General features: G+C 71.9%; 17 protein-coding genes and 1 pseudogene. 12 read left to right on the top strand and 6 right to left on the bottom strand.

The window, feature by feature from the left end; genetic code table 11:
* Positions 1-92 precede the first annotated feature (92 nt).
* Positions 93-1,568 (bottom strand): annotated as a pseudogene (locus ABD224_RS27025) (ATP-binding cassette domain-containing protein); the annotation flags it as partial.
* Positions 1,569-1,925: 357 nt separating this feature from the next.
* On the opposite strand from ABD224_RS27025, the gene ABD224_RS27020 reads away from it, so the two are divergent.
* The 4 genes from ABD224_RS27020 (at position 1,926) to fxsT (ending at position 10,725) form a co-directional block, all read left to right on the top strand.
* Entirely contained in the window at positions 1,926-2,924 is a 999-nt protein-coding gene (locus ABD224_RS27020; protein ID WP_344054507.1) for an effector-associated domain 2-containing protein, read from the top strand.
* 29 nt (positions 2,925-2,953) lie between these two features.
* Entirely contained in the window at positions 2,954-4,582 is a 1,629-nt protein-coding gene (locus tag ABD224_RS27015) for a VMAP-C domain-containing protein (protein WP_344054505.1), read from the top strand.
* Positions 4,583-4,588: 6 nt separating this feature from the next.
* On the top strand, positions 4,589-5,830 hold the full coding sequence (locus ABD224_RS27010) for an AAA family ATPase (RefSeq protein ID WP_344054503.1): 1,242 nt from the start codon (positions 4,589-4,591) through the stop codon (positions 5,828-5,830).
* Positions 5,831-5,922: 92 nt separating this feature from the next.
* Positions 5,923-10,725, top strand: a complete 4,803-nt coding sequence (gene fxsT, locus ABD224_RS27005; RefSeq protein WP_344054501.1) for an FxSxx-COOH system tetratricopeptide repeat protein — start codon at positions 5,923-5,925, stop codon at positions 10,723-10,725.
* Between the two features lie 7 nt (positions 10,726-10,732).
* Here fxsT and ABD224_RS27000 read toward each other — a convergent pair whose 3' ends face one another.
* On the bottom strand, positions 10,733-12,637 hold the full coding sequence (locus ABD224_RS27000; protein WP_344054498.1) for an aKG-HExxH-type peptide beta-hydroxylase: 1,905 nt from the start codon (positions 12,635-12,637) through the stop codon (positions 10,733-10,735).
* On the bottom strand, positions 12,634-12,846 hold the full coding sequence (locus ABD224_RS26995; protein ID WP_344054496.1) for a hypothetical protein: 213 nt from the start codon (positions 12,844-12,846) through the stop codon (positions 12,634-12,636). Before ABD224_RS26995 ends, ABD224_RS27000 begins: the two co-directional genes overlap by 4 nt.
* 165 nt (positions 12,847-13,011) lie before the next feature.
* Here ABD224_RS26995 and ABD224_RS26990 point away from each other — a divergent pair, with 165 nt between their 5' ends.
* Both ABD224_RS26990 and ABD224_RS26985 read left to right on the top strand, forming a co-directional pair.
* Positions 13,012-13,344 carry a CU044_2847 family protein gene (locus ABD224_RS26990; RefSeq protein WP_344054494.1) on the top strand — a complete coding sequence of 111 codons (333 nt, stop codon included), beginning with the start codon at positions 13,012-13,014 and terminating at the stop codon, positions 13,342-13,344.
* A 73-nt stretch (positions 13,345-13,417) separates the two neighbouring features.
* Positions 13,418-13,858: a hypothetical protein gene (locus ABD224_RS26985; protein ID WP_344054492.1), complete on the top strand. Its 441-nt coding sequence runs from the start codon at positions 13,418-13,420 to the stop codon at positions 13,856-13,858.
* 31 nt (positions 13,859-13,889) lie between these two features.
* Here ABD224_RS26985 and ABD224_RS26980 read toward each other — a convergent pair whose 3' ends face one another.
* Together ABD224_RS26980 and ABD224_RS26975 are read right to left on the bottom strand one after the other, a co-directional pair.
* Positions 13,890-14,573 (bottom strand): FMN reductase, encoded by a 684-nt coding sequence (locus ABD224_RS26980; RefSeq protein ID WP_344054489.1) that lies wholly within the window; start codon positions 14,571-14,573, stop codon positions 13,890-13,892.
* On the bottom strand, positions 14,570-15,724 hold the full coding sequence (locus tag ABD224_RS26975; protein WP_344054487.1) for an LLM class flavin-dependent oxidoreductase: 1,155 nt from the start codon (positions 15,722-15,724) through the stop codon (positions 14,570-14,572). Before ABD224_RS26975 ends, ABD224_RS26980 begins: the two co-directional genes overlap by 4 nt.
* A 171-nt stretch (positions 15,725-15,895) precedes the next feature.
* Here ABD224_RS26975 and ABD224_RS26970 point away from each other — a divergent pair, with 171 nt between their 5' ends.
* From ABD224_RS26970 to ABD224_RS26960, 3 genes are read left to right on the top strand one after another with little or no spacing between them, the layout of a single operon-like run.
* Positions 15,896-16,234 carry a YnfA family protein gene (locus tag ABD224_RS26970; protein ID WP_344054485.1) on the top strand — a complete coding sequence of 113 codons (339 nt, stop codon included), beginning with the start codon at positions 15,896-15,898 and terminating at the stop codon, positions 16,232-16,234.
* A 58-nt stretch (positions 16,235-16,292) separates the two neighbouring features.
* A complete protein-coding gene (locus ABD224_RS26965; protein ID WP_344054483.1) occupies positions 16,293-17,072 on the top strand; it encodes an SDR family NAD(P)-dependent oxidoreductase in 780 nt (259 codons plus the stop codon).
* The gene (locus ABD224_RS26960) at positions 17,069-17,221 is read left to right on the top strand and encodes a hypothetical protein (protein ID WP_344054481.1); all 153 of its coding nucleotides are present in this window, start codon (positions 17,069-17,071) and stop codon (positions 17,219-17,221) included. The genes ABD224_RS26965 and ABD224_RS26960 overlap by 4 nt, the downstream gene beginning before the upstream one ends.
* Before the next feature lie 181 nt (positions 17,222-17,402).
* Here the strand turns inward: ABD224_RS26960 and ABD224_RS26955 are convergent, their stop codons facing one another.
* A complete protein-coding gene (locus ABD224_RS26955) occupies positions 17,403-18,596 on the bottom strand; it encodes an RtcB family protein (RefSeq protein ID WP_344054478.1) in 1,194 nt (397 codons plus the stop codon).
* Between the two features lie 198 nt (positions 18,597-18,794).
* Between ABD224_RS26955 and ABD224_RS26950 the strand changes: the two genes are divergently transcribed.
* The 3 genes from ABD224_RS26950 to ABD224_RS26940 all read left to right on the top strand — a co-directional run bounded on the left by ABD224_RS26950 (position 18,795) and on the right by ABD224_RS26940 (position 22,251).
* The gene (locus ABD224_RS26950; protein WP_344054511.1) at positions 18,795-19,586 is read left to right on the top strand and encodes a DUF3558 domain-containing protein; all 792 of its coding nucleotides are present in this window, start codon (positions 18,795-18,797) and stop codon (positions 19,584-19,586) included.
* Positions 19,587-19,704: 118 nt separating this feature from the next.
* Entirely contained in the window at positions 19,705-20,628 is a 924-nt protein-coding gene (locus ABD224_RS26945) for a DUF3558 family protein (protein WP_344054476.1), read from the top strand.
* Between the two features lie 267 nt (positions 20,629-20,895).
* Complete coding sequence (locus tag ABD224_RS26940; RefSeq protein WP_344054509.1) at positions 20,896-22,251, top strand: DUF2637 domain-containing protein; 1,356 nt, start codon at positions 20,896-20,898, stop codon at positions 22,249-22,251.
* Positions 22,252-22,408 lie beyond the last annotated feature (157 nt).

The following is a 22,408-nucleotide window of genomic DNA, read 5'->3' as shown; positions in this document are numbered from 1 at the left end:
TGGGTAGACAGTGCGGACCCGTGCCCACGGCTGAGGTCAGAGATGCGATTCACCCCCGGCCTGAAGGCCGGGGCACTCTCGCAAGATCAGAGGTAGAAGTCCTGGGCCACGACGGCGACACGGTCGAAGAGGTCGGCGCGGTCGGCCTCGGCGGCGTCCACGTCGCCCCAGAGGACTCGGCCGGTGTCCGGGGCGTACAGGCCGCACAGGAGCTTGGCGAGCGTGCTCTTGCCGCTGCCGTTGCTGCCCACCAGGGCGACGATCTTCCCTGTGGGGATGGTGATGCTCACGTCCTTCAGGGCGGGGCGGCCGTCGGCCGTGCCCGGGTAGGTGAAGGTGACGTTCTCGAAGCGGACGGCGTCGATCTTCTGGGGCAGGGGACGGCCGGTGGCCGGGATGAGACGGCGGTCGGCCTCCCGGCACAGCCGGTCGAGGTCGGCGACGAACAGGCTCTCCTCGTAGAGGTAGTTGAGCTGGACGACCAGGGACTCGAGGTTGGCGGAGCCGGTGCGGACGGCGATGACGGCGGTGCCGGCGACGGCCAGGTCCATGGCGCCGGTCCACAGCAGCAGGCCGAGCACCCCGTAGGTGGCGACGGTGGCGAGCCCCGTCCAGCCCGAGGCGATCAGACCGGTACGGGCGGCCAGGGAGGCCAGGCGGGTCTGCTCCCGCTCGCCGGTCTCGGCCATCGTGCGGAAGTGCTTGAGCAGGAACGGCCCGATGTTGTGCACCCGTACCTCGGGCGCGGCCTGGACGTCGATGAGCAGGCGCCCCAGCAACTGACTGGCCCGGGCGTGCTGGACCCAGGTATGGAAGGAGATGTAGCGGCGGCGGGCGATGGTCAGCGCGCTCCAGGCGCTCGGCAGCGTCATCATCGCCAGCAGGGGCAGCAGCGCCGGGTGCAACGCCGTCAGGACGCCGGCGGCGGCGATCAGCGCGATCGCGGCGGTGACCACCGACACACAGAACTTGATCATCTGCCGGGCGGACTCGGCGCCCCACTGGGCGGAGTCCAGCAGCCTGTGGAACTCCTCGTCCTCCACGGCGGCCAGCTCCACACGGGCCACCCGCTCCAGGTACTCCTCCGTCGCCACCCGGAACACCTTCGGCTCCAGCCGCCCGGTGCCGGCGGTGGAGGCCGACTTCAGCAGTGCGCCGACGACGGCGGTGACGGCCACCGCGACGAGTGCGGGGGCCGCGGCGGCAAGACGTTTGGTGGTCTCCCCGTGCTCCAGCAGCTGGACGAGCACCCGGTTGACCGCGACCAGGCCGACCGCCTGCGCGATGCCGCCGCCGGCCTCCGCCGCGGCGACCTGGAGCAGCGCCCGCCGGTCGGCGCGGTGGGCCAGCCGGATCGTAGAGCCGATCAGCCGCGGCATCCGCAGGACCATGGCGCGCAGGCCGAGCTCCAGAAAGGAACCGTCGTGGTGGTTCCAGCCCGCGTCGTAACGGAGCGGGCCGCCGAAGAGCAGCCGTTCCGACTCCGAGACCTCCTGGGCCCCGACCGCGTCCTTCGCTGCCTTGGCGGTGTCCCCCGCGCGCTTCCCGCGCCTTCCCCTACGACTCATACGCCCTTGTCCCCCCGCCGTCCCGAACGCCAGGTGAGCATCATCCGGCGTAACCGCCCGGTGCGGTGCCTTCGGTCAGCGGTCGGCAGCGGCAGACGGGCGAGTTGTGGATGCGTCGGGGGACGGTCCGGGCATGAACGCCGTGGCGGCCTTCCGAGGTGCGCCCCTTCATGTCGCCGCGCGCCCGCCCGCGCACCGATGATTCGCCGGTGACACAACCGGTAAAGCTCCGGGATACGCATGACGCGTGTACCGGGCGCATGCGGTTCGTACGCTGGTTCTTGGGTGGAGACCGTCGCGTGCGGCGGTCGCACGCGGGGGAACACGCGGGGAACACGCGGGGGAAAGGGACGGGCAGTGGTCAACGGGGACGGGACAGGCGCGTCGGTGTTAGGACGGGTACGCGTTCTGTCGACGCGTGAAGTGGTGCACGGCGCCGGAGTTCTGGTGGCGCCGGGCACGGTACTGACCTGCGCGCATGTGGTGGCGTCGGCCGTCGGGACGGCGGAGCCGGGGCGGCGGCCCGTGCTCGTCGACCTTCCCGGACGGCCGGACACCGGGGCGGGTGAGGCGGTCGTGGTGCCCGGTGGCTGGTTCCCCGGCCCGCTGGCCGGAGGGTCGGACGGGGATCTCGCCGTTCTGCACACGGACTGGTCGCCGCCCGCCGACGTCCTGCCCGCGCGGCTCGGCCCGTGCGGGGAACCGGACCGGCGCGAGGTCGGCGTGTACGGCCACCCGGCAGGAGCGCCCGCCGGTCTGTGGTCGTACGCCCGGCTCACCGGGCGGGGCGGGCCGTACCGGGACTGGATCCAGCTGGAGGGGCTCGGCACGACGGGTGTCCCGGTGGGGCCCGGATTCAGCGGAGCCGGTGTGTGGGACCCGGCCGCGGAGCGGGTCGTCGGGCTGGTCACCGCCGCCTACACCGACCGTCGGGCCAAGGTGGCCTGGATGCTCCCGCTGGAGGCGGCGGCCCGTCTGTGGCCGGCGCTCGCCCCGGCACTCGGGCCGCCCCGGCCCCCCACGCCGTCGGGATTCCCGGAGCCTCCCTCCGACAGAAGTCAGTTCGCGCTGGCCGACGCCCTGCTGAACGTCCCTCAGATCGAGGACGACGGCGCGGCGGCACTGCGCCGGCTGCTGCCGGCCTCCATCCGGCGCACCATCCGCGCCAGCCCCCGCCCCCGCCTCCAGCTCTTCTACCTCGTCCAGGCCTGCGCCGACCACCGCGACGGCAGACAGGCCCTGATCGACGCCCTGCGGCTGCTGGACGACGAGTCGGAACCCGCGCGTGCCGCGCTGGAACTCTTCGAGAAGCTGTGGCCGGCCGCCGAGGCCGCGGCGGGAGGCGAGGCCCCGTGACACTCGCCCAAGGGACCCAAGGGACCTGGATGCCGCCCAAGATCCTGCTCGACGCGCTGGAGGCCCTCCCGTGCTTCGAGGAGCCGGGGATGCTCCACGAGTGCGCCCGTCTGGTGGGCCACGCGCTGGGGGTGCGGATCATCCTGCCGGAGAGCAGCCGCCGGCGCCGCTGCCTGCTGTACCTGCTCAGGGAGGTGATGCCGTATCCGGACGGCATCCAGGTGCTGGGCAGTGTCGTGTCGACGCTGGAGGGCGAGACCCGGCACATGGCCCGGGTCCGCACCGCCATCGCGCTCGCGGAGGTGCCCCTCTTCCCGGCGGACAGCTGGGAGCGGCTGATGGCCCTGCTCAGCGGGCTGGACCTGCTCGACGTCCGCGGAATCTTCCAGGAGGTCCTGGGCTGGCGCCCCGATCCCCTGCCGAAGCACTGCGAGGAGCCGTGGTCGGCGGTGCTGTACGCGGCGACCCTCAACGCCCGCCCCGGTGAACCGCTCCCCTGCGTTCTGCTGGTCGAGCGGTTCGCGGCGCATGCCAAGGGCCGGCAGCAGCGGGAACTGCTGGAGTGGGTGGAGGAGCACCGGTTCAGGCCGGACGCGTACCCCCATGTGCCCACTCCCCGCCCGGCCCCGGCCGGCCCGCCGGTCACCACCGCGCCCGCTCCCACGGCCGCCGTGCCCGCGTCCGCCCGGGCGGCGGCCAAAATGCCGGCCACCGCCGTGGCGAACGCCCCCGCGGCCACCCGCACCGCCGGCCGTCCGGACCCCGCCGTCGCGACCACCGCCGAGCCCACCTCATGGCTGGACTCCGATGCGGCGGACGCCGTATGGACGCCCGGGGCCTGTCTGCTGATCCGGCTGCGCCCCCTGCCCGATCCCGACCACAGCGGGGAGCGGCTGCTGACGTACTGGTGGCAGCTGGACGGTCCGGAGCCGTACCCGAGGCGCGGCGGGGACGTACGCATCGACGTGGCCGAGCTGCCCGAGCGCGTCAAGACCCTGGTGGAGGAGGCGGAGACGGGCTGGGCCTACTTCTGGAAGGAGGACCTCACCCTGGAGTTCCTGCTGCCCAGGGACCTGCTGGACCTCCCGGTCGAGAGATGGGCGAAACGGGGCTTCCACGGTGCCGGCGGAACGCTCGGCGAGGACCATCCAGTGGTGGTGCGCAGCCTCGAGAGGATGGAACGCACGGACACGCACGGACGCTGGGCCAAGCGCTGGGACGCCCTGGTGACCGCCTGCGAAGGACCCGTCCACTGGTTCCCCGACGACAGCCGCGCCCGTCTGCTCACCGAACCGCAGCCGGTGATGGTGGTCCTCAGCGACCCGCCCGGCCGGGTCCCGGACGACAGCCCCGGGGTCGACGAGCTGGGCGAGTCCCTTCGGGCGGGTGTGCCGATCGTCGTCTGGGACCGGCGCGGGGGCGTCGATCCGGCCTTTCGCGACGAATTGCTTGAACTGACCTCTCGCAAAGGAATTCGCCGGCTGCCCGAGGTGCTCAGGTCGTTGCGCATCAAGGCCGGGGGCGAGGATGCTGCTGTGGGCGGCCCCTCCACTACTACTACGCTCGGTCGCCACGCAGCTTTGCTCTGGGACGACCCGTACCGCCTACCGGGCGTGCGGTCAGACACAGCGGACTCATCCGCGCAGGGGGGAGGGTAGGACGAGATGCTTCCCGACGACGGCGCTTCAGGGAGGGCACGTCCCAGCAGCGACCCGGTGGGGGACGGCCCGGCACCACAGCCAAGTGCGAACGGCGCCGGGAACCCGGCACCCGGGACGGCGGGCCGGGACACGGCCGACCGCCGGTGGTGGATCTACCGCGGCACGGGACAGCCCCTGTACGACACCAGCCTCGACGAGCTTCTGCCGCCTCCGCCGCCCTGGCGCCGGTTCACCGGCGGTCCCGTGGTCGGCCCGCCCCCGGACGACGACGAGGAGATCGAGCGCCGCCTCGGCCGGGTCCCCACGTCGTCCCCCGGCTCCGAGCAGCTCCGGCGCGAGGCCGACATGGTCAACGCGGCCCTGCTGCTGCGCCGGCCCCTGCTCGTCACCGGACGCCCGGGGACGGGGAAGTCCTCCCTCGCCTACCGCATCAGCAGGGAGCTCAGGCTGGGCCGGGTGCTGCGCTGGCACATCACCAGCCGCACCACGCTCCGCTCCGGGCTGTACGAGTACGACGCGATCGGACGGGTCCAGGACTCGGCGGCGTTACGCACCCTGCACCGCTCGTACGACACCGACGGCACCGGCGCCGCGGAGGGCCGGGAGCCGGGCGAGGACGAGCTTCCCGGCATCGGCGACTACCTCCAGCTCGGACCGCTGGGCACGGCGCTGCTGCCCCATGAGACTCCCCGTGTCCTCCTGATCGACGAGCTGGACAAGAGCGACCAGGACCTGGCCAACGACCTGCTCGGGGTGTTCGAGGAGGGCCGGTTCACCATCCCGGAACTGGTCCGGGCCCGGCGCCGTCACCCCAGGGTGACCGTCATGACCGACGATCCCCAGCGCACCGCGGAGATCGTCGACGGAGTCGTCACGTGCCGCGCCTTCCCCATGGTGGTGATCACCTCCAACGGCGAGCGCGAGTTCCCGCCCGCCTTCCTCCGCCGCTGTCTGCGGCTGCACATGCCGGACCCGGACCGTGCGCAGCTGATCGACATGGTCACGGCCCATCTCGGCGAGACGGCCCGGAAGCCGACGGGCCCGTCCCGGGCGGACGAGCTGGTCGACCGGTTCCTGCGCAACAGCCGGGAGCGGGGCGGCCTCGCCGTGGACCAACTGCTCAACGCCGTGTTCCTGGCCACCTCGGGCCGTTTCCCGGGCGATGACGAGGAGGCGCTGGAGGACCTCGTGGACGCGCTGTGGCACCGGCTCGACGGAGCGGGGGCGGAATCGAGGACCGCATGACGGCAGCACCCCCCGGAGCCTCCTCCCCTCCCGGCCGTCCGGAGCCGGAGCGGGGACGTCGGGCTGCCCGGGGCCAGGAGCTGCCGACCTGGATGGAGCTCGCGGACGCCCTCTATCTGGCGGCGTGTCAGGACGCCGCCGTGCCGCTGTTCGACGTGCCCGGCCGTCAGGCCCGGGAGCGCGGTGTGCGTCCCCGCGGGGCGAGCCGCCCCGGCGGACGGACGGCGGTCCCCGGGGAACGCTCCGACGCCCGCCCGCCGGACGCTCCCGAGCCCCTCGACGACCGGGACGAGGAGCGGGGCGCCGAACCTCCCGCGCCTTCCGCGTCCCAGGACGACACCGGGCAGCGGGCCGAGGCTCCCACGGAGCCCGGCGCCCCCTCGGAGACCGACCGCCCCGGCACACCCGATCGCCCCGATCACCCCGACCGGCCTGACCAGCCCGACCGACCCGAGGCGTCCGACGGGTCGCGCTCGTCCGGGGACGAACGGCCGGGCCCTGCCCTCGACGACGAGCTTCTGCTGTTGGAGGAGGACCTGGCCGCCCTCCCCGACACGCCCCACCCGCTCCTCGCCGAACTCCCGCCGGCGGGGTCGGCCCGGCTGCGGACGCGCCCCGCCCGGCGCTTCGGCCCCGAGCCCTCCGACCGGACCGGCTGGCCCGTCTTCCCCCGGCTGGCCGACTCCCTGGCCCTCGGCAGGTCGCTGCGCCCGCTGCGGATGTTCCGCGCCTCGCCCCACGAGCTGGAGCTGGACGAGGAGGCGACCGCCGAACAGGCGGCGCTCACCGGGATGTGGGCCCCGGTGTGCCGGCCGGTCCCCGAGCGCAGGCTGGATCTGCTGCTGCTGGTGGACGACAGCCCGTCGATGGCCCTGTGGTCGCACACGGCGCGGCAGATCGCCGAGCTGATGGAGCAGACGGCGGCCTTCCGCACCGTACGGCTGGTGCGCTGGGACCTGGACGACGACACGGCGGCGGGCCTCGCGGCGGCGGAGACCGGGGCGGGGGAGCGGCAGCTGACGCTGGCGGTCACCGACGGCGGTCACGGCGCCTGGCGCACGGGCCGGGCCGCCGCGCTGCTGCACCGGCTGGGCCGGCGCTCCCCCGTCGCCGTGCTGAGCCTGCTTCCGCAGCACTTATGGGATCTGACGCTGCCCACGGTCGCCCGGACCCGGCTGCGGGCGCCGGGCCCCGCGGTGCCCAACCGCGTGTACGACGCGGAGTGGAAGCCCCCGTACACGGACCTTCTGGGGGCCGGGCCGGAGTTCGCCCCCCACCCCGGACCGGGGACCGCGATCCCGGTGCCCGTGGTCGAGCTGCGGCCGGGGTCGTTGCGGCGCTGGGCCCGTCTGGTGGCCGCGACGGGCGGCGGCGAGTGGCACGGGCTGGCCGCCCTGTGGACCGCGCCGGACCGGGATCTGCGCTCGGAGTCGGCCGGCCCGGCCCCCGAGGACCTCGCCGACATCGTGGTCGGACCGCGGCACACGGAATTGGACCCCGCCGAGGCGGACGGCGCCGAGTCGTCCGCGGTACGGCGGGCCCAGTGGGCCGCCGCCGTGGTGCGCCGCTTCCGTGCCATCGCCTCCCCCGGCGCCTACGCCCTCGCCCAGCGTCTGGCCGCGGCGCCCCTGAACCTTCCCGTCATGCGGCTGCTCCAGCAGACCCTGCCCGGCGCCCAGCCCTGGAACCTGGCCGAGATCGTGCTGCTGGGCCTGGTGCGCCGCACCGACGACACGGCGGACGCCGAGGACGCCCACCGTGTCTCCTTCGACTTCCCGGAGGGTGTGCGGGAAGAGCTTCTCGCCCTCGGCAGCCGGGCCGAGACGATCCGGGCGCTGAGCGAGGTCCAGCGCCACCTCGGACCGGTGCTCGAGGCCAGGTGGGGCGAGGGCGCGAGCGCGCTGGTGGCCCCGGAGGACCATCCGGCGGACCCGCCGCTGACCGAGCAAACTCGCCCCTTCGTGACCCACCTGTACACGGCGCTGTGCGCGGTGTCCGGCCCCTACCTCCGGCGCGCCAACCACCTGGGGCGGCTGTTGCAGCGGACGGCCGTCCCCCACGCGGCGACAAAGAGTCCGGCGAAGAAGACCACCGCTGCGACACCCGCGTCAGAGCACAAGCGTCCATCAGGGTACAGATCTCCCGAAATGCGGTCAAAGTTGAACAGTATGCCCGACGGCGCGCTAGATTACGGGCCGCGAACGCCTCGAGCCCCGCAAGCGGCGAAAGCCCCGCGTCCAGCGGGGAATTCACCCACGGCGCCGCCGTCCGTGGCTGTTCCGCCCGCTCAGCCCGCCCGCACTCCCGCGCCCGCATCCGCGCCCGCGCGTCCACGACAAGGAGGCATCGCCGTGACTGCCGGTCTGCCCGTTGCCACGGGCCCGCGAGGCCCGCACACCCCGCCCCGGATCTGGGGGAACGTACCGCAGCGGAACCGGAACTTCACGGGACGCGAGGCACTGCTCCGGCTGCTGCAGGAGCGGTTGAACAGCCAGGAGCGGTCGAGCGGCGGTGTCACCGCGGTCCTGCCGGAGGCCCTGCACGGCATGGGCGGTGTGGGCAAGTCGCAGATCGCCATCGAGTACGTGTACCGGCACAGCCGCGACTACCGGCTCGTCTGGTGGATCCCGTCCGAGCAGGAGAACCAGATCGTCCAGTCGCTGATCGAGCTGGGCGAGCAGATGGGCCTGCAGGTGGGTGCCGAGATGAGCGCGGTGCCCGCGGTCATCGACGCGCTGCGCCGGGGCGAGCCCTACAGCGACTGGCTGCTGGTGTTCGACAACGCGGAGAATCCGCGGCAGGTCCGCAAGTACTTCCCCACCGACGGGCCGGGGCACATCATCGTGACCTCCCGCAACTTCCAGTGGTCCACCGTCGCCAGTTCGCTGGAGGTCGACGTGTTCGCCCGCGAGGAGAGCATCGCCCTGCTCCGCCGGCGCAGCCCCCAGTTGCCCGACGACGCCGTGAACCACCTCGCCGCCGCCCTCGGCGACCTGCCGCTCGCGGTGGAGCAGGCCGCGGTGTGGCTGGCCGAGACCGGGATGCCGGTGCAGCAGTACCTCGAGGTCTACGAGCGCAACTTCACCGAGCTGATGCAGTCGGAGCCGCCCGGCGACTACCCGCTGTCGGTGGCGGCCGCCTGGAACGTGTCGCTGGGCCGTCTGCGCGAGTCCCGCCCCGACGCCCTGCAACTCCTTCAGGTCTGCGCCTTCTTCGCTCCCGAGCCCATCGAATGGGACCTGTTCTCCGCGGTGCGCGGCGTCTCCGTGCCGCAGGAGCTGCAGTCCGCCCTGGACGACCCGGTCAAACTGGGGCGCGCGGTCCGCGAGATCGGACGGTACGCGCTCGCGCGGATCGACCACCGGCAGAACACGGTCCAGATGCACCGCCTGGTACAGCGCGTTCTGATCGAGCAGATGAACGCGCAGGAACAGGCGACCATGCGGCACGCCGCCCACCAGCTGCTCGCCCACGCCGATCCGAGGAACCCGGAGCGCGTCACCTCCTGGCCGCGCTACTCCAGCCTCCTCACCCATGTCCAGGCCTCCAATGCGGTGGAGTGCGACGATCCCTGGACCCGCCGCCTCGTGCTGAACGAGGTCTGGTTCCTGCGCGCCCGCGGCGACCACGCGGCGGCCCTGGCCCTGGGCGAACGCGCCGCGGAGATCTGGCGCAAGCGTCTGGGCAAGGACCATGAAGAGGTGCTCGCCGTCGACCAGCAGATCGCCCGGGCCCTGCTCGAACAGGGCATCGATCGCGAACGCTCGTACACCATGCAGGCCGAGCTGGTGGAGCGCTACCGCAGGGTGCTGGGCGAGGCCCACGAGGACACGCTGCAGGCGCAGAGCTTCATGGCCATCCACCACCGCAACCGCGGGAACTTCAACCAGGCGCGGGAGATGGACCAGCGGGTCTACGAGACCAGCCTGCGGGAGTTCGGCGCCGACGACCCGGCAACCCTCCTCGCCGCCCACAACTACGCGGTGAGCCTGCGCCTGGCCGGTGACTCGGAGAAGGCACGGGAACTGGACCTCGAGACCTGGCAGCGCAGGATCGAGACCCTGGGTGAGGACCACATCCTCACGCTGTCCACCCGGAACTCCTATCTGCTCGACCTCCAGGAGACCGGACGGTACGAGGAGGCGCTCGAGGGGTACGAGCGGCTGGCCGACGAGGTCCGGGAACAACTGGGCGAGAAGCACCCGCTCACCGCGCAGATCAACCGGAACCTGTGCGTGACGCGTCGCAAGAAGGGCGACCACAAGGGTGCCTACGCGCTGTCGTCCCAGCTCGTCTCACTGGCCGCCGAGCTCTTCGGCAAGAACAGCAGACAGTACCTGCTGGCGGCGGTGAGCCACGCGAACGACCTGCGGCAGGTCGGCAAGCTCCAGGAGTCGCTCACCCTGAACCAGGAGGTGCTGGACCAGCACCGCGACAGCTACGGCCGGGAGCACCCGCACAGTTACGCGGTCGCCATGAACCTCGCGGTGGTCCTCAGGCTGCTCGGGCAGCCCGAGGCGGCACAGAGGCTGGACGAGGAAGCGGTGGAGGGCCTGACCCGCTCGCTCGGGCAGGGGCACCCCCGCACACTGCTCGCCCGCATGAACCTGGCCAGTGACTACTTCGCGCTCGGCCGCCCCGAGGACGCGTACGCCATCGACGAAGCCGTGGCCGAGGAGTCGGTGCGGCTGCGCGAGCACCACCCCGCGAACCTGGCCGTCCAGCTCAACCTGAGCTATGACCTGAAGGCGCTGGGCAGGACGGAGGAGAGCGACGCGAAGTACGCCGAAGCGCTCAAGCGTTACCGGAGCGTCCTCGGCTCTTCCCACCCGGCCACGCTCGACGCCGAGAAGCACCTGCGGGCCAACGCCGACATCGACCTGATCTCCCTGTAGGCACCCCTCAGACACCACTCGACGTGGTGCGGGCGGAGCGGACGCCGACCGTGTCCGCTCCGCCGAGCCACGCGGCCAGGCGGAAGGGGTCGGGAGCCTCGCCCCGGGCCGAGGCGACGGCCCGGCAGACCCCGGCCACCACTTCCGGCCGGTCCAGCAGCAGGCTCGCACCGGCTCGCGCGGCATGTTCCTGCCAGGCCAGCGCGGCACCGACCCATGCCTCGACGTTCCGCGGGTCCTGCCGGGTCCACTCGTCGTAGCGCAGCACGGCCTGCGCGGTGTCCCCCGCGACGACGGCGTACTCGGCGCGGCGTGCCGGGTCCCCGCCGCGCTCCGCCTGCCGCCGTCCGCGCTCGAACAGATGCGGCGCGGACAGGCGGTACCGGGCCAGCGGCCCGAACGTGTCGAGGCGGATCCGGTCCGGACGCGGGCGCAGGACCGCGTGCGGAAGGAGGTCCGGAGCCGGTTCTCCGGCTGCCCATGCCGCGGCGAGCCGCTCCGCCGCTCCCTCCTCGATCACCAGATGCCGCGCCCGCCACACGGCACGCCGCAGAAGGCAGTAGTGACGGCCCAGGCGGGCCGGGAGGGCCGGCACCTCCTCCCCCTGCCAGGTGCGGACCTGTGCCGCGATCTCGTCGACGAACAGCCGGCCCGCCTCGGTCAGGTCGTCCTCGGCCGCCAGGGACGCGATGGCCTCCCGCAGTTGCTCCCTGAGGACGGCGAACTCGAAGTCGGCGCGCTGTGCCTCGGTCCCCGTCACATGGCGGCGATGCGTCCGCCAGAACCGCGCGACGCCCGAGAACGCGAACGTGCCGTGGAGCAGCCCGAGCACCGGCCGGGGATCACTGCGCCATGGCGCGTAGTGAAGCCGCGCCTGTGCCCCGTCGGGCCGGTCGTCCGCCGCCCGGATCAGCCGCACCAGGCTGAGCAGTGCGTTCAACTGCTGGTGCCGGGCCTCGTGGACGAGGACCGCGGCCGTCTGCGTGGCGTCGTAGGGCAGGGACATCGTGATCGCGCCGAAGGCGTCGACCGAGGACGCGCTCGCCACAAGACCGCCCCTGGCCGACTGGAACGGACGCGGCACCAGCACCCGCACCGTCGCCCTCAGCGCGGCGATGTCCACGGCGGACTCCCGCTCCAGCAGGGCATAGGCCTCGGCCAGGCGGTCCTCCCACGTACGCAACCGGCGTTCGCCCCATGGGCTGGGGGACTTCGGGTACTGCGTGAAGTCGCGGTAGGGCGTCACCGTGTCCAGCCACGGCCCCGCTCCGCTCCCGCGGGACGCGGCTCCGCGCACCGGCCGCAGCGGCCGCCACCCCGGCGCCGGCACCGACAAGGGCCAGGGCAGTCGTACCTCCTCGCCCTCCCCCCGTACGACAAAGCCGCCCCGTTCCACCCGGAACTCCGCCAGACTCCATCGCCGCCGCGCCACCGGGCCCGCCACTCCCAGACCGGGGACCCAGACCGTGCCGCGGTAGGCGGGCACGCGCAGTTCGGCGGGGATCCGAGCACGCAGTGCCGCGGCCGCGGCCAGTGTCTGGAACTGGCCGAGGTCCGCCCACAGCGGCAGTGAAGGCGTCGCGTCGGCCGTTCCCCCCAGACGCCTGAGCAGACGCAGGGCCCACGCCATGACGGTGGGATCGGCGAGCACCGCTTCGACCGCCTCGGGGGCCTCTCGTTCGGCCGCGCACAGCAGTTGCCAGGCCGCCTCGGCCGCCGCCGCGCCGCCGGGGCACCGGGCGGACAGAGCCGCCTCGTTCATATGGCCCAGCAGCGCACGCAGCACCAGCAGAAGCTGGCTGCGCTGAGCGGAACACAGCAGGTGCAGATCGGTTTCGGTCGCGTTGCCCGCCGCAATGGTCCTGAGTGACGTCAGGGACACCCGGTGGACGTCCAACGGCGGTGCGCTCATGGCCGCCGCCGCGCCGGCCGGCGACCGCGCAGGAAATTCATCTCCTCGCTGTTGGACTCGTCGAGCGTCCCGAAGGCCAGGCTCGCTCTGAGCTCCGCCCGGCTCAGCGCCCGACGTAACGCAGGATCGTTACTGCTGCGCAGCTCCGTCAGAGAGATTCCGGACAGATCGACGAGGTCGGAACAGAAGTCCTTCGCAGACTCCGCCATACCGTGGTTCCCCCTGACGTGGTGGTCTGGCGACTCGGGGTGCGCTTCCATGGTGGCTGCAACAGCTCGCGAGCGGAAGACGGCCACAGGTCATCCGGAGGACGGCCGGCGCGGGCTTTGACAGGCCATCAGATGCCTCGGAGAGGCCATAGAAGGGGGGCGGACATGACCCGGTTACTGCGGTTCCCGTCACAGGACGGCGACGGCTTCGTGGTCGTGGAGGTGGCGGAGGACGAGCCGGGCGTGGTGGAGGTGTCCCGGCTGGGCGACGCCGTGGCGGACGCCACCGCGTCCTTCGAGGAGGGGGTGGACCGCATCCGGAACGCGGCCGCGGCCGCGCTGAACCGGCTGCGGGACATGCCCAGCCGGCCCAGTGAGGTCAGCCTGGAGTTCGGTGTGCGGTTCAACGCCGAGCTCGGTGCGGTCGTCGCCAAGTCGCAGGCCGAGGCGCATCTGACGGTCACCATGACCTGGCGGACGGACACGCCCGGTGGCTGACGTCTGCCTCACTTCCGGCGGCCCTCCGTACCGTGGGGGTCCGGCTCGCCATCCGATCGTCCACGGGGAACCCATGCAGGAAGCACACCGTCCGCGGCCCGGTGCCTCGTCCGGCGAGAACAGCCGGAACAGCGAGAACGACCACGACAGCAAGAACAACGAGAACAGCAAGAACGGCAAGAACGGCAGGGCCGGCGGGAACACCGAGAGCGACGGGACCGGCGCGAGCGACGCGGACGCCGGGGGCGGCCTCGGGCCGACCGTCGCGCTGCTCGTCGTCAGCCTCGCGGCCGCCGCCGTCGGCGTCTATCTGCTGAGCGGTTTCGGTCTGCACAGCCTCGACCCGCGACCGCGTCTGTTCCGTGCCGGCCTCACCATGACGGGGGTGATCGTCGCCACCGTGGTGGCCGGGGCGGCGGCGGGGAACCTGATCTGGCTGCTGGCGGTGTCCCGCAGACGCACGACCGCGGGCGGAACGCCCTCCGTCCAGAAGCGCGCCTCCACCGACGGATGAGTCCCCGGCGCGCACGGGCGCCGGGTTCCCGTCACCTCCGCAGTGCGGCCAGTTGCTCCTCGAACGGCACCACCGTGAAGCCGCCGTTCTTCTCGGGCTTCCCAGTCCCCTCGGACTCCCCGGCCCTCTCGGACTCCCCGGCCCTCTCGGGCTTCCCGGGCTCGGTCCGCGGCGTCTCACGCCCCGTGGACATCCCCGTCATCAGCGCCGCCAGCTCCCCCGCCGCCCGCTCGACCCGCTCGGGCAGCCCCTCGGCGCCCCAGTCCTCCGAGGCGGCGTAGACACCGGTCGGCACGACCACGGCCTTCAGATACGCGAAGAGCGGGCGCAGGGCGTGGTCGAGGACCAGGGAGTGCCGGGCGGTGCCGCCGGTCGCGGCGATCAGCACCGGCTTGCCGGCCAGGGCCTCCTGGTCCCGGGCGGCGAGGACGTCGAAGAAGGACTTGAACAGCCCGCTGTACGACGCCGAGAACACCGGAGTGACGACGATCAGCCCGTCCGCCTCCGTCACCGCGTCCAGCACGGACGCGAGATCCGGACCGGGAAAGCCGCTCGCGAGGGTGCGGGCGATCCCGACGGCGAGTTCACGCAGCTCGACCACCCGCACGTCCACCTCCGCCGGGGCGCGCCCGGCGGTCGCGGACGCCAGCCGGTCGGCCAGCAGCCGGGCGGAGGACGGAACGCTCAGCCCCGCCGTGACGACGACGAGTTTCATCCGGCGCTCACTCCTTCTCCTTCCCGGCCTTTTCCTCGGCCCTCGCCCTGGGCCCCCTCCTCGGCCTTCCCCTCGGCGCTCGCCCCGGCGGCGCGCAGGGACGCGTGGGTCGGCGCGTCGGGCACACCGGCCGGACGCCTCTTGGCGAACTCCTCGCGCAGCACCGGTACGACCTCCTCGCCGAGCATGTCGATCTGTTCGAGGACGGTCTTCAGCGGCAGCCCCGCGTGGTCGATCAGGAACAGCTGGCGCTGGTAGTCGCCCGCGTAGTCCCGGAAGGTCAGTGTCTTCTCGATGACCTGCTGCGGGGAGCCGACCGTCAGCGGCGTCCGGGCGGTGAACTCCTCCAGGGAGGGTCCGTGCCCGTACACCGGCGCGACATCGAAGTACGGCCGGAACTCACGCACCGCGTCCTGCGAGTTCTTCCGCATGAACACATGGCCGCCGAGTCCGACGATCGCCTGCTCGGGCGTGCCGTGCCCGTAGTGGGCGTACCGGGTCCGGTACAGCTCGACCATCCGCCTGGTGTGGTCGGGAGGCCAGAAGATGTTGTTGTGGAAGAAGCCGTCGCCGTAGTACGCGGCCTGCTCGGCGATCTCCGGGGAGCGGATGGAGCCGTGCCAGACGAACGGCGGGACACCGTCCAGCGGGCGGGGCGTGGAGGTGAAGCCCTGCAACGGCGTGCGGAACCTCCCCTCCCAGTCCACGACGTCCTCGCGCCACAGCCGGTGCAGCAGGGCGTAGTTCTCGATGGCGAGGTTGATGCCCTGCCGGATGTCCTTCCCGAACCAGGGGTAGACGGGCGCGGTGTTCCCCCTCCCCAGCATCAGGTCCACCCGCCCGTCGGCCAGATGCTGGAGCATCGCGTAGTCCTCGGCGATCTTCACCGGGTCGTTGGTGGTGATGAGGGTGGTGGCGGTGGACAGGATCAGCCGCTCGGTCCGGGCGGCTATGTATCCGAGCATGGTGGTCGGCGACGACGGCACGAACGGCGGGTTGTGGTGCTCACCGGTCGCGAAGACGTCCAGCCCGACCTCCTCGGCCTTCAGGGCGATGGCGACCATGGCCTTGATCCGCTCACGCTCGGTCGGCGTACGGCCCGTGGTGGGGTCCGGCGTGACATCGCCGACGCTGAAGATCCCGAACTGCATGGTCGCTCACCCTTCAAATTGTTGATGCTTCAACCATACTCGGAGAACGGCCCGCCTCCCGACGCTATTCCACCCCTCCCCCGCCCCCTCGGCGCCGCCTCCAGCCACCCCCAGCGCCGCCTCCAGCCCCTCCTGGCACAAGCTCCGAAAGCTCCGTGCGAGGCTGCCCGTATGCTGATCCTCCGTTCCGCCGCCCTCTTCGTCGTCGCCGCGCTCTTCGAGATCGGCGGTGCCTGGCTGGTCTGGCAGGGCGTGCGCGAGCAGCGCGGCTGGCTGTGGGCCCTCGGCGGCGTTCTCGCGCTCGGGGCGTACGGCTTTGTCGCCACCTTTCAGCCCGACGCCCACTTCGGCCGTGTTCTCGCCGCCTACGGCGGGATCTTCGTCGCCGGGTCGATCCTGTGGGGCATGGTCGCCGACGGCTACCGTCCCGACCGCTGGGACGTGACCGGCGCGCTGATCTGCCTGGCCGGAATGGCCGTGATCATGTGGGCGCCGAGGAACGGCGGCTGAGGTTCCCCTACGCTGGGCGCAGCCGACCGCACCGACCGCCGTCTCGAGGACCAAGCCCATGGCCACCGCCGCACCGCCCGCCGCCTCCCGCATCGCCGTCGTGACCGGTGCGAGCAGCGGCATCGGCGCCGCCACGGCCCGCCGGCTCGCCGCCGCCGGTCACCGTGTCGTCCTGACCGCCCGCCGCAAGGACCGCATCGAGGCGATCGCCGAGGAGATCAACGCGGCCGGCCACTCCGCCATCGCCTACCGGCTGGACGTCACCGACCGCGCGGCCGTGGACGAGTTCGCCACGGCCTTCCAGACCATCGGCGTCCTGGTCAACAACGCGGGCGGCGCGCTGGGCGCCGACCCGGTCGCCACCGGCGACCCGGCCCACTGGCGCACGATGTACGAGACGAACGTCCTCGGCACCCTCAACCTCACCCAGGCCCTGCTGCCCAAGCTGGAGGCGAGCGGCGACGGCACGGTGGTGATCGTGTCCTCCACGGCCGGCCTCGCCACCTATGAGGGCGGCGCCGGGTATGTCGCCGCCAAGCACGGCGTCCACGTCCTCGCCGAAACCCTCCGTCTGGAGATCGTCGGCAAGCCGGTCCGCGTCATCGAGATCGCCCCCGGCATGGTCAGGACGGAGGAGTTCGCCCTCAACCGCTTCGGCGGCGACCGGGAGAAGGCCGCCAAGGTCTACGAGGGCGTGCCCGATCCCCTGACGGCCGACGACGTGGCCGACGCCATCACCTGGGCGGTCACCCGCCCCAGCCATGTCAACGTCGACCTCCTCGTCGTCCGCCCCCGCGCCCAGGCGTCCAACACCAAGGTCCACCGGGAGCAGCGATGACGACCCACCCCGAGCGCGAGGCGGAGCAGGCACGCCTGGCCCTGGAGAAGAAGCGCGAACGGTACGTCTGGTACTACCTCGGCTACTTCCTCTTCGGCATCCACATCGTGGCGTTCGTGATGATCTACGCGGTACGCCACGCCAAGTGACCCCGCACAGCCGGACAGAGGACGGCCGACCGGGCAGAGGACGGCCGACCGGGCAGAGGACGGCCGACCGGGCAGAGGACGGCCCGCCGGGCAGAGGACGGCCCGCCGGGCGGAGAACAGCCGCCACCGAGGCCTGCGGCGACGGCGGCGGCTGCGGGTGCCAAAGGTGCCGGGGGACGCGTCAGCCCTTCACGCAGACGACCTGCTTGAGCTTCGCCACGACCTCGACGAGGTCCCGCTGCTGCTCGATGACCTGCTCGATCGGCTTGTAGGCGCCCGGGATCTCGTCCACGACCCCCGCGTCCTTGCGGCACTCCACCCCCCGCGTCTGCTCCTCCAGGTCCTTCGTGGAGAAGCGGCGCTTGGCGGCGTTGCGGCTCATCCGCCGGCCTGCGCCGTGCGAGGCGGAGTTGAAGGACTTCTCGTTGCCCAGGCCCCTCACGATGTACGAGCCCGTGCCCATCGAGCCGGGGATGATCCCGTACTCGCCGGAGCCCGCGCGGATCGCGCCCTTGCGGGTCACGAGCAGGTCCATGCCCTCGTAGCGCTCCTCCGCCACGTAGTTGTGGTGGCAGGAGATCTCCGGCTCGAAGACCGGCTTCGCCTTCTTGAACTCCTTGCGGATCACGTCCTTCAGGAGCGCCATCATGATCGTACGGTTGTACCTGGCGTACTCCTGGGCCCAGAACAGGTCGTTGCGGTACGCCGCCATCTGCGGGGTGTCCGCCACGAAGACGGCGAGGTCGCGGTCGACCAGGCCCTGGTTGTGGGGGAGCTTCTGGGCGACGCCGATGTGGTGTTCGGCGAGTTCCTTGCCGATGTTGCGGGAGCCGGAGTGCAGCATGAGCCACACCGCGCCGGCGGTGTCCACGCAGACCTCCACGAAGTGGTTGCCGCTGCCGAGCGTGCCCATCTGCTTCGCGGCCCGCTCCTCGCGGAACCTCACCGCCTCCGCCACCCCGGCGAACCGCCGCCAGAAGTCGTCCCACCCGGCCGTCGCCGGCCCGTGGAGCCGCCTGGGGTCGACGGGCTCCTCGTGCATCCCCCGGCCCACCGGGATCGCCTGCTCGATCCTCGAGCGGAGGCGGGACAGATCACCGGGGAGGTCGTTGGCCGTCAGAGAGGTCTTCACCGCCGACATCCCGCAGCCGATGTCCACGCCCACCGCCGCCGGGCACACCGCGTCCTGCATGGCGATGACGGACCCGACCGTCGCGCCCTTGCCGTAGTGGACGTCGGGCATGACGGCGAGCCCCTTGATCCAGGGAAGGGTCGCGACGTTCTGGAGCTGCCGCATCGCGGCGTCCTCGACCGTCGCGGGGTCGGTCCACATACGGATCGGGACCTTGGCTCCCGGAATCTCTACGTACGACATATCAACCACATTCCCCCGAAAAGAAGATAAAACGATGGAAACGAAATACCAGTGCCAAGGCCGGCGAAACAGGACAACGGATCAGCGCTTTCGGCAGCACGTGCGATAGACATTGTGTTCCTGATGCGTCTCCGCCCGGCAAGCGAATAACCGGCGGGGCCCGGACCGACCGACATCCGCGAGAGGAGCCCGACCGTGCTGCGGAGGAAGGCGTATGTACCCGGCACCGCCGCGCTTGTCGCGGCGCTGCTGACCGGCTGCACCGGCGGCTCGTCGGGCGACCGGACGGACAACGCCAACCCCGCCGGCGCCGACACGACGGCACCGGCGGCCCAGCCGGGCAAGTACCGCACGCTCCCCGAGGCCTGCGGCGCGGTCCCCCGCGACGCCCTGGAGACGCTGCTGCCCGGCCTCGCGCGGATCACGGACGCCAACCAGCGGGAGAAGGCCTACGCGGGCCGGGCCACGCTCACCTATGACACCGACCGCAGGACCGGCTGCCGCTGGAAGGTGGAGTCCGCGGACGCCACCTACCATCTCCACGTCGACTTCGAACGGGTCGTCTCCTACGACAACACCGTCAGCGACGACAGCCAGGCGGAGTCCGTCTTCGCCGCCAAGCAGGCGGCCGCGCATCTGCCCGAGCCGACCTCCCTCCAGAGCTCCGGCGCCAACTCCGGCCCCAGCAGCTCCCCTTCGTCCTCGGCCTCGGCTTCGTCCTCGGCCCCCACCGATGCCGCGACGGCCGACCTCCGGCCCCGTGCCCTGAGCGATCTGGGCGACGAGGCCTTCCTCGACGACTCGCTCACCACCTCCGGTTCGACGGCCCAGCAGCGCACGGTGACTGTGGCGTTCCGCACGTCCAATGTGATTGTGACCATCGAGTACGCGGAGCAGCCGATGCGTATCGGCGTGGTTCCGGACAGCGAGGAAATGCAGGACAGAGCAAGGAAACTGGCGGATCAGCTGGCCGATTCGCTGAGCGACTGACCCATTCTGCCCGGCGCCCGGCGCCGGGGCGCGAAGCGCGGGAAGGAAGACCGCACAGCTGTCTCACCGCGTACCGTGGCCCCTCGGACCCGATCCGACCGCAGGAACCACGAGCGTCATGAGTGAAGGAACCATGCAGCGAGCAGCCCAGCGAGAAGAGCGTGCCCCGGGGATATCCTCCGCGCCGTCCAGGCCGTGGGGAAGCCACCCGCGAGCGAGGCGTCTGAACCGCTTCCTCGTCTGCGCGGCCGCCGTGCCCATGATGTTCCTGACCGCCTGCTCCGACTCCGGCTCCGGCCCCGCCGAGGGTGACGGCGCGCAGAAGACCGCGGCCGGCGCGGCACCGAGCTCCCCGGGCGCGAGCGCCTCGCCGACGGTGGCCGAGGCCGCGTACGCCAGGCTGCCGGAGGCGTGCAAGGTCCTGTCGGACAAGACACTCGGCGAACTGGTGCCCAAGGGCGTGAAGTCGGCCAAGGAATTCTCCTCGAGCGATGTGTCCAAGCGCGCCGGCTGCTCCTGGAACAGCCTGGACAACAACGGGGTGAAGGGCTCTCAGTTCCGCTGGCTCAACGTCTCCCTGCTGCGCTTCGAGTCCGATGCCGTGCGCGGCACGGGCGAGAAGCAGGCGCAGGAGTACTACCAGAAGCAGGTGCGGGACGCGCAGTCCGTGCCGGACGCGAAGAACACGAAGACGGAACCGGTGGCCGGGACGGGCAACGAGGCCACGGTGGTGCGCTACGACCTGAAGAAGAAGGAAGGCGCCTTCAAGCAGCAGACGGTCGTGGCCCGGGTGGAGAACGTGGTCGTCACCCTCGACTACAACGGTGCCGGTCTGGCCGGCGACAAGACCCCGGACGCCGACGACCTGACCAAGGCCGCCGCGAAGGCCGCCAAGGAAGTGGTGGCCGCGGTGACGAAGGCCAACGAGGGGCCGGCGCCGGACGCCTCCCCGTCCCCCTCCGCCTCCGAGTCCTCCGCAAAGCCGGCGTCTCCGTCCGCCAAGGACTCGGCCTCGGCGTCCGAGTCCGCCGCGAGGGACTGAACCGCGGCCAGTAACGCGGCTCAAGGACACGGACGCAGCCATAGGTGACGACACGGACGGCGCCGCGGACCAAGCCCTGGACGAAGACGCGGACGAAGCCGTGAACGAGAACGAGGCCAAGAGCGAGGCCGAGAACGAACCCAAGAAAGGGACAAAGGCAGAGCAACTGGACCGGCCCTCCGTACTTCGTACGGATGTGCCACCCTGTTGCGCGCAACAACACGCAGTGGGAGGGGAGTACGGGTGGCCGCGCCACAGCTGACTCGGATGCACCGCGTTCTCATCGGCGTGGTCGTGACAGGTGCCGTGATCATCGCTGGGATCGGCTTCGCCGGTTCGTACGCGGCCGTCCGCGAGCTCGCCGTCAAGAAGGGCTTCGGGGACTTCAGCTATGTCTTCCCGATCGGCATCGACGCGGGCATCTGCGTCCTGCTCGCCCTGGACCTGCTCCTGACCTGGATCCGTATCCCCTTCCCGATGCTGCGTCAGACGGCGTGGCTGCTGACGGCGGCGACGATCGCGTTCAACGGCGCCGCCGCCTGGCCGGACCCCCTGGGCGTGGGCATGCACGCGGTGATCCCGGTGCTCTTCGTGGTCTCCGTCGAGGCGGCCCGGCACGCGATCGGCCGTATCGCCGACATCACGGCCGACAAGCACATGGAGGGCGTCCGGCTCACCCGCTGGCTGCTCTCCCCGGTGCCCACCTTCCTCCTCTGGCGCCGGATGAAGCTGTGGGAGCTGCGCTCCTACGACCAGGTGATCAAGCTGGAGCAGGAACGTTTGGTCTACCAGGCCCGCCTGCGCTCCCGCTTCGGCCGCGCCTGGCGCCGCAAGGCTCCGGTGGAGGCCCTGATGCCGCTGCGCCTGGCCAAGTACGGCGTCCCCCTGGCGGACACGGCCCCGGCGGGCCTGGCGGCGGCGGGCATCGAGCCGACGCTGCTCCCGCCGGTCCCGCAGACGGAGGTCGAGCGCGTCGACACGGCCGCGGGCAGCCCCGCCGGCGGCCCCTCCCGGTCCGTCCAGGCATCTCCCGCCGGGCAGCGCCCGGAGCTCGTCGGCCACCGGCAGGGCGAGGAACCGGTGCCGTACGAGGAGCCCGTCCCGGACTACAACCCCTGGCTGCACGCCCGCGACCCGCGTTCCGTCGAGTACCACGGGGACTACGACCCCACGTACGACCCGGACGCCGCGTACGCCCAGTGGTACGAGGAGCAGAAGCAGGCCGAGCAGTACCAGGACCAGTACCTGGAGGAGCCGCCCGTCGAGGAGCCCGCTCCGGAGGAGACCGGCAGCTTCCCGATCCCGGTGGGCCCGGGCGGCCGCACCCGCGAGCTGGGCGAGGGCGGCGCCGCGCCGAAGCAGGGCGGCGCCGCTCCGGCCGGCCGGCCGGTCGACCAGCAGACCGCCCAGCAGGCCGACCAGCCGGACGAGGAGCCGGACGAGGAGGCGTACTACCAGGTGTTCCGCCAGTCGATAGACGGCAGCTACCCCACGCCCCGCGTCCTCGGCGACAACATCCAGGCGACCTACGGCACGACCCTGAGCCCGAGCGCCCTGAAGGCCCTCGTGGAACGCTTCCAGAAGCGCCACCTGGCGGAACTGGAAGAGGACCACATCGCCTAGACCCAATACCGGTGACTTTGTTGGGGTCTGGTCGTTGGGCGGGGTGTGCCAAGGCCGGGTCAGGTGAAGTCGTCGGGGGTTGGCCGGTTCTCGGATCGGATCGCGTTGGGGGTGCTGACGCGGGCGTTTCCGCCGGAACTGGTCGATGAGGTGGTCG

The organism is Streptomyces thermoalcalitolerans, from assembly GCF_039525155.1.
GTDB lineage: Bacteria > Actinomycetota > Actinomycetes > Streptomycetales > Streptomycetaceae > Streptomyces > Streptomyces thermovulgaris.
The sequence above is the reverse complement of the archived record's forward strand: the minus strand, read 5'-3'. Positions and strand labels throughout refer to the sequence as shown.

Bases quoted from the DNA above. Each gene is read 5' to 3' on its own strand.
- ABD224_RS27015 (WP_344054505.1), top strand. From the start codon at position 2,954: ATGCCGCCCAAGATCCTGCTCGACGCGCTGGAGGCCCTCCCGTGCTTC.
- ABD224_RS27010 (WP_344054503.1), top strand. From the start codon at position 4,589: ATGCTTCCCGACGACGGCGCTTCAGGGAGGGCACGTCCCAGCAGCGAC.
- fxsT (WP_344054501.1), top strand. From the start codon at position 5,923: ATGGAGCTCGCGGACGCCCTCTATCTGGCGGCGTGTCAGGACGCCGCC.
- ABD224_RS27000 (WP_344054498.1), bottom strand. From the start codon at position 12,637: ATGAGCGCACCGCCGTTGGACGTCCACCGGGTGTCCCTGACGTCACTC.
- ABD224_RS26995 (WP_344054496.1), bottom strand. From the start codon at position 12,846: ATGGCGGAGTCTGCGAAGGACTTCTGTTCCGACCTCGTCGATCTGTCC.
- ABD224_RS26990 (WP_344054494.1), top strand. From the start codon at position 13,012: ATGACCCGGTTACTGCGGTTCCCGTCACAGGACGGCGACGGCTTCGTG.
- ABD224_RS26985 (WP_344054492.1), top strand. From the start codon at position 13,418: ATGCAGGAAGCACACCGTCCGCGGCCCGGTGCCTCGTCCGGCGAGAAC.
- ABD224_RS26980 (WP_344054489.1), bottom strand. From the start codon at position 14,573: ATGAAACTCGTCGTCGTCACGGCGGGGCTGAGCGTTCCGTCCTCCGCC.
- ABD224_RS26975 (WP_344054487.1), bottom strand. From the start codon at position 15,724: ATGCAGTTCGGGATCTTCAGCGTCGGCGATGTCACGCCGGACCCCACC.
- ABD224_RS26970 (WP_344054485.1), top strand. From the start codon at position 15,896: ATGCTGATCCTCCGTTCCGCCGCCCTCTTCGTCGTCGCCGCGCTCTTC.
- ABD224_RS26965 (WP_344054483.1), top strand. From the start codon at position 16,293: ATGGCCACCGCCGCACCGCCCGCCGCCTCCCGCATCGCCGTCGTGACC.
- ABD224_RS26960 (WP_344054481.1), top strand. From the start codon at position 17,069: ATGACGACCCACCCCGAGCGCGAGGCGGAGCAGGCACGCCTGGCCCTG.
- ABD224_RS26955 (WP_344054478.1), bottom strand. From the start codon at position 18,596: ATGTCGTACGTAGAGATTCCGGGAGCCAAGGTCCCGATCCGTATGTGG.
- ABD224_RS26945 (WP_344054476.1), top strand. From the start codon at position 19,705: ATGAGTGAAGGAACCATGCAGCGAGCAGCCCAGCGAGAAGAGCGTGCC.
- ABD224_RS26940 (WP_344054509.1), top strand. From the start codon at position 20,896: ATGCACCGCGTTCTCATCGGCGTGGTCGTGACAGGTGCCGTGATCATC.